Source organism: Desulfobulbus sp. (assembly GCF_030824455.1).
In the GTDB taxonomy this organism is placed as follows: Bacteria; Desulfobacterota; Desulfobulbia; order Desulfobulbales; family Desulfobulbaceae; genus Desulfobulbus.
In genome coordinates, this window is sequence record NZ_JAVBXR010000035.1 from 1 (window position 1) to 7,477 (window position 7,477).

Annotated in this window: 7 protein-coding genes, 1 tRNA gene and 1 pseudogene; 4 read left to right on the forward strand and 5 right to left on the reverse strand. The window is 57.8% G+C overall.

What is annotated here, in order from left to right:
- From RCH93_RS06250 to RCH93_RS06260, 3 genes and pseudogenes are all read right to left on the reverse strand, one after another.
- Positions 1–267 (reverse strand): annotated as a pseudogene (locus RCH93_RS06250) (ATPase); the annotation flags it as partial.
- Positions 267–1,022 carry a hypothetical protein gene (locus tag RCH93_RS06255; RefSeq protein ID WP_306547470.1) on the reverse strand — a complete coding sequence of 252 codons (756 nt, stop codon included), beginning with the start codon at positions 1,020–1,022 and terminating at the stop codon, positions 267–269. The gene RCH93_RS06255 and the pseudogene RCH93_RS06250, both read right to left, overlap by 1 nt.
- Complete coding sequence (locus RCH93_RS06260) at positions 1,022–2,104, reverse strand: LptF/LptG family permease (RefSeq protein ID WP_306547471.1); 1,083 nt, start codon at positions 2,102–2,104, stop codon at positions 1,022–1,024. Before RCH93_RS06260 ends, RCH93_RS06255 begins: the two co-directional genes overlap by 1 nt.
- A gap of 440 nt (positions 2,105–2,544) precedes the next feature.
- Between RCH93_RS06260 and RCH93_RS06265 the strand changes: the two genes are divergently transcribed.
- From RCH93_RS06265 to RCH93_RS06280, 4 genes are all read left to right on the forward strand, one after another.
- Positions 2,545–3,576: a bifunctional oligoribonuclease/PAP phosphatase NrnA gene (locus RCH93_RS06265; RefSeq protein ID WP_306547472.1), complete on the forward strand. Its 1,032-nt coding sequence runs from the start codon at positions 2,545–2,547 to the stop codon at positions 3,574–3,576.
- 186 nt (positions 3,577–3,762) lie between these two features.
- On the forward strand, positions 3,763–5,016 hold the full coding sequence (locus RCH93_RS06270; protein WP_306547473.1) for a glucose-1-phosphate adenylyltransferase family protein: 1,254 nt from the start codon (positions 3,763–3,765) through the stop codon (positions 5,014–5,016).
- Positions 5,013–6,281, forward strand: coding sequence for a glucose-1-phosphate adenylyltransferase family protein (locus RCH93_RS06275; RefSeq protein ID WP_306547474.1), 1,269 nt, complete (start codon positions 5,013–5,015; stop codon positions 6,279–6,281). Before RCH93_RS06270 ends, RCH93_RS06275 begins: the two co-directional genes overlap by 4 nt.
- A gap of 135 nt (positions 6,282–6,416) precedes the next feature.
- Positions 6,417–6,493: transfer RNA gene (locus tag RCH93_RS06280), tRNA-Arg, on the forward strand.
- 81 nt (positions 6,494–6,574) lie between these two features.
- On the opposite strand, the gene RCH93_RS06285 is transcribed toward RCH93_RS06280, so the two are convergent.
- Together RCH93_RS06285 and RCH93_RS06290 are read right to left on the reverse strand one after the other, a co-directional pair.
- Positions 6,575–6,772 (reverse strand): hypothetical protein, encoded by a 198-nt coding sequence (locus RCH93_RS06285; RefSeq protein WP_306547475.1) that lies wholly within the window; start codon positions 6,770–6,772, stop codon positions 6,575–6,577.
- A 55-nt stretch (positions 6,773–6,827) separates the two neighbouring features.
- Entirely contained in the window at positions 6,828–7,334 is a 507-nt protein-coding gene (locus RCH93_RS06290; protein WP_306547476.1) for a lysozyme, read from the reverse strand.
- Positions 7,335–7,477: the final 143 nt, after the last annotated feature.

Below are 7,477 nucleotides of genomic sequence, written 5' to 3' on the forward strand. Positions count from 1 at the left end.
GCCCTGATGAAAACGAACAAACTTGATGTCGCGGCTGCCGCAATCAAGCAGCACGAAATCCGAGCGGTTGATGATTTGCTTGCCGCCCCGCGCCAGGGCGGTCAGTTCGTTGACGCTTTTCTTGCTGCGCCGGGCGGCGTTGTGACCGGTGGCCAAGTCGGCCTGAAAACTCCGGTCCAGCTCGCGGGAGGCAAGGATGCGGGGGACGCTGTCGGTCTCTGTATCCAGGAGTTTGCAGTAGGAGGTGCCAAAATCCGCCAGCAGCATCAGGCGTCCTTCCGTCGGGCGGGTTCGATGCCGGAGAGTTCGAGAAAGGCTTCGATTTTGGCGCGGGTGGAACTGCCGGCGCTGACGTCGCAATCGATGGCCATGGCCCGCGGATGTTTGGCCGCCAGATGTTTGGCCAGCGCTGCTTTGGCGCAGAAAGACTGGCAGAAGAAAACCGTGGGAATGGCGGGATCAAACATCCGCTCCAGTTCCAGGTCGGCCGGGGTTTTGTTTTCCATGCACCGGGTCCAGCCAAAGACGTGGGTCGTGTCGGGAAAGGGGGTCAGCAGGGAGAAATCGCGAGGCGGCACGCCCCAGAAGCCGCAGCTGGGTTGGCATCGCTCCAGAGGGGCATACGGCGCGGCCGACTGCACCCCCTTGGTGATCCGGGTAAATTTTGCGATCAGCGGCATCCGGGCGGTGCAGAGCGGGCTCCCATAGGCCTGTGCATCCTGATTGCGGGTGCGGATCACCGGGATCGGCAGCATGTCGGCGAGCACCTCGGCCACATGGAGGGCGCAGTCGCACTTGCCCGGGCCAACGTCGATGTAGATTTGGTCAAGCGGCAGGTGCAAACAGTTGAGAACCACGGTGCGGAGGATGGCGCAGTAGACCCTGGGGATGCGCGAGGCGGTTTGGTCGATGGGCGCCTGGACCTGCGGTTCGTCGAGGTCGACAATGACGTCGCCCTGGCGGTTGATCTCGGCGATGACCGCCAGCGGGGGAACGCCGACGATGCCGATGCGTCGGCTCATCAAACGTCCTCGCGGGCCAGGAGGATGAGGCCAAGGCAACCGACCGTCAGGTGCACCGTTAGCGCTGCGGCCAGCGGCGGGAGATAGCCGGCCTTGGCCAGGGACTGCAGGGTGGTGTAGACGCCCCAGCAGACAAAGGCCATGCCGCAACTGACCGGAATGGCCAGCGACAGATCCCGACCCCATTTGCGGTAGATGAGCAGCAGCAGGGGAAGGCCGAGCAGCAGCAAGGGCAGGCCAAGGAAGGTGTAGGAGATGCGGCCGTAGAATTCCGCCCAGGCCTTGTTGCGCTCTTCCTCGGTGCGGGTGTGTTGGGTTTCCTTGTACAGTTGGACCAGGGAAAGTTCCATGGAGCGATAGGCCGGCACAAAAAAATCAACCGGGGTTTCAGGGAGGTTGAAGGTGCGCGTCTTGAACACCTGGGTGGCAAACCGGGTTTCGCCGGCGGCCTCCTGGGTCTGCCCGTTGCGCAGGGTCCACACGCCTTTGTCCCAGACAGCGGTTTCCGCTGCGGTCAGCGTTTGCGTTTGGTGGTCCTTGTTCAAGACCGTGTAGGAAAAATTATTGAACACGTTTTTTTGCGGATCAGGGCGGGCAAAGGAGTAAAAGCCGTCCTGGCCGCGATAATAATAGCGGCCGTTGCGATAAATTCCCATCGCCACCTTGCCTTTGACCTCTTTGTTCCAGATCTGGTTGGTTACGGCGATGGTCTTGGGCAGCACCATCTGCGCCATGGCGAGGAACAGCAGGATGCAGACCATGGCGGCGGCGATGATCGGCAGGGTGATTTTTTTCAAAGGGATGCCGCAGGCCTTCAGCGCGATGAGCTCGTTGCTGTGATTGAGCACGCCCAACGTCACCACCCCGGCCAGGAGGATGCAGACCGGGCTCATCAGGTCGATAATAAAGGGGATGTTGGCGAAGAAAAAAGTGGCGATCAGGCTGAAGGCCTTGCCTTTTTCCAGGAAATTGTCGATTTTTTCAAAGAAATCGATCAAGAGATACAGGCTGATGAAACTGGCCATGATCATGCCGAGATTGCGGATGAAATGGGCCAGGATGTAACGGCTGAGCAGTGTCATGGGCTTTTTTCGGGCTGCAGGCGGGCTGCGGAGGTTCTCAACAGAGGTTGGGCCGGTTCTTCGCGCCAGCAAGGGGCGCATTCTCAGCAAAGGTAGTAACCGCTGCGGATGTTCCAGTCAAGGGCAACCGTTTGCCGCGCCTGTCCGCCGGCAGCGTCGGGCAAGGCAAAGTTCCGGAAAGACGGAGCTTGCACTTCTGTGTGTCTCTGTGTAAGTTGTCGGCTTTGTTTGATTCGTTTTTTGTAGTCTGATACGGGCAATGCATGGGAAGTCCTTACCTGAAGCATCTGTTCTCACGTCCTCCCCTGTACCGCGACGCCATGGGCGTTTGCGGATTGGTTCTGAACAGGTTGCCGTTTTGAGTCCCGCAAACGGCGGATAAGACCCTCGTCACTGCGTTCGCTTCAAGAGACGACAGTGTTTTTTCCTGATCCTTGTCTATGCAAAAACGACTTGAGAAGATCGCCGACAACAATATAACGCGCAGCGCCAGCAAAAACTCCGCCGTGGCCCGGCTCAACGGTTTGTGGGCCATCTTTGAGCGCAGCGACAACGTCCTCATCGTCATCAGCGCCGATCCGGACGCCATCGCTTCGGCCCTGGCGCTCAAACGGCTGCTCAGCTACCGGGTGCACAGCGTCGTCATCGGCTATCCCAACGAGATCCGGCGCCTCAACAACCTGACCATGGTGGAGCGTCTGAAAATCCCCATCGAACGCCTCCACACCTTGTCGATGAAGGATTACAGCAAAAAAATCCTGGTCGATTCCCAGCCCAACCATCTCGCCTGTTTTGAAAAAATGACCTTCAACGCGGTGATCGACCATCACCCGGTCACCACCGGTTGGGACGCCGCCTTCATTGACATCCGCCCCGAATACGGCGCAGTTTCCTCAATGATGGTGGAATATCTCCGCGCCGCCGGCATCAAACCCTCGGTGGCCCTGGCCACTGCCCTGTTTTACGGGGTCAAGGTCGACACCCAGAACTTCCAGAAACAGAACATGCAGGCCTCGGACGGCATCTGCTTCCGCTACCTGTTCAACATCGCCAATCTCAATTTGGTGCGCAAGTTCGAACTCACCGAGCTGCGCCGTTCTGAACTGCGCTATTTCCGCACCGCGCTCAACGAGGTCAAGGCTAGCAACCGACGGGCCTATGTCCATCTCGGCAAGGTCGGAACCCCGGACATTCTAGTTATTATTGCCGATTTTTTTAATCGGGTCGAGTCGTTCGATTGGGTCATTGTTTCCGGGTTGCATGGTGAAAAATTAGTGGTCATCTTCCGTTGCGACGGCTACCGCAAGAACGCCGGCAAGTTGGCCAAGGCCACCTTTGGCCGCTTCGGTCCGGCCGGCGGCCACAAAGAGGCGGCGCGGGCGGAATCTCCCCTTAAAAACCTGCCTCTGCGTGAAAACCAGGAGTTCACCACCAAAACCCTGATTCGCCTCATCACTCAGCACATCAAATAACATCTTCCCGTCGCCGTTTTTGTTGCGTCGGGCCGATGCCTTTTGCCGGCTCCGGGCGAGATATTGCTTGCACCTTTTAAGGGGTTAGGCATATTATGCACCGCAACCTCATTTCTTGTCGGCGTCTTGCAGCAAGCCCTTCGCCCCTGAACAACGGGCGCCGATCCACCCTCTGCACGGTGTTCTATGTATAGACCCTCGACCTTGGCGATGATCCTGGCTGGCGGCCGCGTCGATGAATTGGGTGTGCTGACGCATTATCGGCCGAAATCAGCCGTTCCCTTTGGCGGTTTTGCCCGGGTCATCGATTTTCCCCTGTCCAACCTGCTCCACTCCGGCATCGAGCGCATCGCCATCCTCAGCCAATACCGCTCCTATTCGCTGATCAACCACATCGGCACCGGCGCTGCCTGGGACATGATCGGGCGCAATCGCGGCATTTCCATTCTGCCGCCGTTTAAAGACTACGAAAATCCTCACTGGTATCGGGGCAGCGCCGACGCGGTCTATCAAAACATCGATTACATGCAGTATTACGGGCCTTCGGTGATCCTCATCCTCTCCGGCGATCACATCTACCAGATGGATTACCGCAAGATGATCCGCTACCACAAAGAACACGACGCCGACTTGACTGCGGCGTTCATCAAGGTGCCGCTGGAATCTGCTTCGCGTTTCGGCGTGGCCGAGATCGCCGACGACTTTGAAGACGGCGGACGGATGCTCTCCTACGAGGAAAAACCGGCGGAGCCCAAGGGGCGCTGGGCCTCGCTGACCGTGTTCTGCTTCCGGCCCTCGGTGCTGTTTGAGGCGCTGAAAAAGAATCAGGAAAACACCTCCTACGAATTCGGCCGCGACATCATTCCGATGCTGATGCGGCAGAAATGCAAGGTCCACGGGTATAAGTTTCGTGGCTATTGGGGCTACACGCGCACCATCGACGAATACTGGCAGACTTCAATGGATCTGTTGGGGCCGGAACCCAAGATTGATCTTGAAGCCTGGGGCATTCGCACCAATCTGGCCCACCGCAACATTGCCGACCGCCAGCCGGTTAAAATCGGCGTCCACGGCAGTCTGGACAACTCCATGGCCTACAACGGCTGCATCATTGAGGGGACAGTGCGCAATTCCATCCTCTTCCCCGGCGTCCACGTCATGGCCGGGGCGGAAATCAACGACTCCATCCTCTTCTTCGACAACATCGTCCATGAGGGCGTTCAACTGAACCGGATGGTCAGCGACGTCAACACGGTGTTCAATCGCGATGTGCGGGTTGGGGCGGCCGAGTGCGAAAAGGCCAGTCGAGTCAGCGTCATTGGCTGGAACAACAACGTGCCGGAGGGCTTTCGCATCGGTTGCGGCTGCCGGGTGGCCCCTCGCATTGCTGCGGAAAAGTGGCCTGCGAACAGGCTTGAAGACGGGGAGGAACTGCAATGAGAGAAAGCGCCGACGCCCTTGTGCTGCTTCTGGCCGGCGGCATTGGCAGCCGGTTGAATTTGCTGGTGGAGCACCGGGCCAAACCGGCGGTGCCTTTTGGCGGCATTTACCGGATCATCGATTTCAGCCTGTCCAACGTGATGAATTCCGGCCTGACCAGAGTGGGCGTGCTCACCCAGTACAAACCGCTGTCGCTGATGGCCCATATCGGCAACGGCTCGGCCTGGGATTTCACCGGCCGGACGCGCGGCATCAAAATCCTGCCGCCGCGGACCGGCGAAAGGGATTCCGACTGGTACAAAGGCACGGCGGACGCCATTCGCCAGAACATCGATTTTATCCTCGCCAACCCTTCGGAACAGGTGGTGGTCCTTTCCGGCGATCATATTTATCGTATGGATTTCGACGCCATGCTCTCCTACCACCAGCACAAACGGGCCGACGTCACCATCGGCATGATGGTGGTGCCCAAGCGCGACATCCATCAGTTCGGCGCCGGGATCATCGATAATGAAAATCGGATTATCGATTGGGAGGAAAAGCCCAAGGTCCCGCGCACCAACCTCGCCTCCATGGGCATTTATGTCTTCGACACCCAATACCTGCTGCGCACCCTGGCCCAGGACCGCAAAGAGGTGGACTTCGGCATGGACATCATACCACGCGCCATCCACGAGGATCGGGTCTATGCCTACCCCTTTTATGGCTACTGGCGCGACGTCGGCACCATCCAGTCCTACTGGGAAACCAATATGGACATTATTCGCGAAAATTCAGGGATCTCGCCTGAAGAGTGGGAGATCCGGCCCAATCCCGAATACGGCGACCGTCCCATGGACCGCGCGCCAGCCCGGTTCCTGCCCGGGAGCAAGGTGGCTTCGTCTTTGATCTCGGCTGGCTGCGTGATTGAAGGCACGGTGATCAATTCCGTGCTGTCGCCTGGGGTGCGGGTGAAAAAGGGGGCGGTCGTGACCAATGCGGTCGTCTTTGAGGACGGCGTTATTGAGGAGCGCGCCGTGGTCGACTTGGCGGTGCTGGACAAGCGCGTTCAGGTCGGCGCGGGGGCCGTGGTGGGGCACGGCGAAAACCTCGCCCTGGCCAACAAGCAATTCCCGAAACACCTCTACACCGGCATTTCGCTGGTCGGCAAAGAAGCGAAAATTCCTAAGGGGACGCGGATAGGGCGCAACTGCATCGTCAGTTTCGGGTATAACGACGACGCCTTCAGCGGTCAGAACACGCTTGCCGACGGCGAATCGGCCTGATGCCGCACTCGTTGGCGGCAAACAATAATTGCTTGCATGCAAACCGCTAACTGAGTATTTTCATCGCCCTGCAAGGGCTTGCCGCTGCCAGCGGCGCAATGTTGCCGCAATTTTTTGCACAAGACGCGCTTGTTTGCTCCAGTAGCTCAGGTGGATAGAGCTCAGGATTCCTAATCCTGGCGCCGCTGGTTCGAATCCAGCCTGGAGCACCACAAAATCAATGAGTTAAGCAACCGGTCAAAAAGTAAAAATTGACACGAATTGACACTCCGGAAAAGCCGTGGCACAAGGTGCTACGGCTTTTCTTTTTTGGCCAGCTGTTCATAGTCACGCCATTGCCTTTCCACTACACTCACTGGAGCGCATGGCATAAATGATCGCGCATCACAAATCCCCCAAGGCTGTTCGCAATAAAAATGCTGCCAGGCAACATTGAATGCGAGCAGGCATCCTGCGATTACCAGCACCATGATCACGCCGCGCACTATCATCTCGTCACCTTTTTTGCCTTTTCAAAAATTCGCAAACCGCCAAGGCTAGGTCTTCCTAGGCGTTACGCCATAAATTGGTTTCCGCTTGCCGTCGGCGTTTCAGTCCGGCCAATTCTTTGCCATTGGTCTTGGTCCAGCGTAGAAACTGAGCCGGAGCCTGATCAAAATTTCCCCGGTTGATCACCTGCAGCAGGGTGGAACGCTTCAGGGCGCTGACTCCTACATTATAGGCAAAACTGACCAGGGCGCAAAACTGGGCGTCACTCACTTTCACCTGGAGCAGTTTTTCGACTCCGGCGGCGAAGCGACGGACGTCGTCACCCAGCAGGACCTCGGCCTCGATCATGGTCAAGCCAGTCGGATAAACAGCCCTGGCGTGTTGCTTGTTCTCAACCCCCTTGATCGGTCGGCCTTGCGGATCCCGGACCACATGGCCCCAACCGATGGTCCAATGGCCGGCCGGGCAAATGTAAGGGTCAAGGTTTACATTTGCTGGATCCCCATCAATGATCCCTTCAAACGACTTGATCAGTTCAATCGCCTGCCGCAAATTTCTGTTCATTGTTCTCTCCTTTCCCCGTGCGGTGGGGGATAGACTTCCATCTGTCTACGCTCCAACCGTTCGAAAATGGCTTTGATGTCCGCTTGCATCTCTGTCTGCAAAGCAGCGAGGACAGCAATGTTGGTCGACATGGCCGTCAAAAC

What these genes read in the sequence shown, in the direction of transcription:
- RCH93_RS06255 (WP_306547470.1), bottom strand. Translation starts at nt 1,022, where the DNA reads ATGAGCCGACGCATCGGCATCGTCGGCGTTCCCCCGCTGGCGGTCATC.
- RCH93_RS06260 (WP_306547471.1), bottom strand. Translation starts at nt 2,104, where the DNA reads ATGACACTGCTCAGCCGTTACATCCTGGCCCATTTCATCCGCAATCTC.
- RCH93_RS06265 (WP_306547472.1), top strand. Translation starts at nt 2,545, where the DNA reads ATGCAAAAACGACTTGAGAAGATCGCCGACAACAATATAACGCGCAGC.
- RCH93_RS06270 (WP_306547473.1), top strand. Translation starts at nt 3,763, where the DNA reads ATGTATAGACCCTCGACCTTGGCGATGATCCTGGCTGGCGGCCGCGTC.
- RCH93_RS06275 (WP_306547474.1), top strand. Translation starts at nt 5,013, where the DNA reads ATGAGAGAAAGCGCCGACGCCCTTGTGCTGCTTCTGGCCGGCGGCATT.
- RCH93_RS06285 (WP_306547475.1), bottom strand. Translation starts at nt 6,772, where the DNA reads ATGATAGTGCGCGGCGTGATCATGGTGCTGGTAATCGCAGGATGCCTG.
- RCH93_RS06290 (WP_306547476.1), bottom strand. Translation starts at nt 7,334, where the DNA reads ATGAACAGAAATTTGCGGCAGGCGATTGAACTGATCAAGTCGTTTGAA.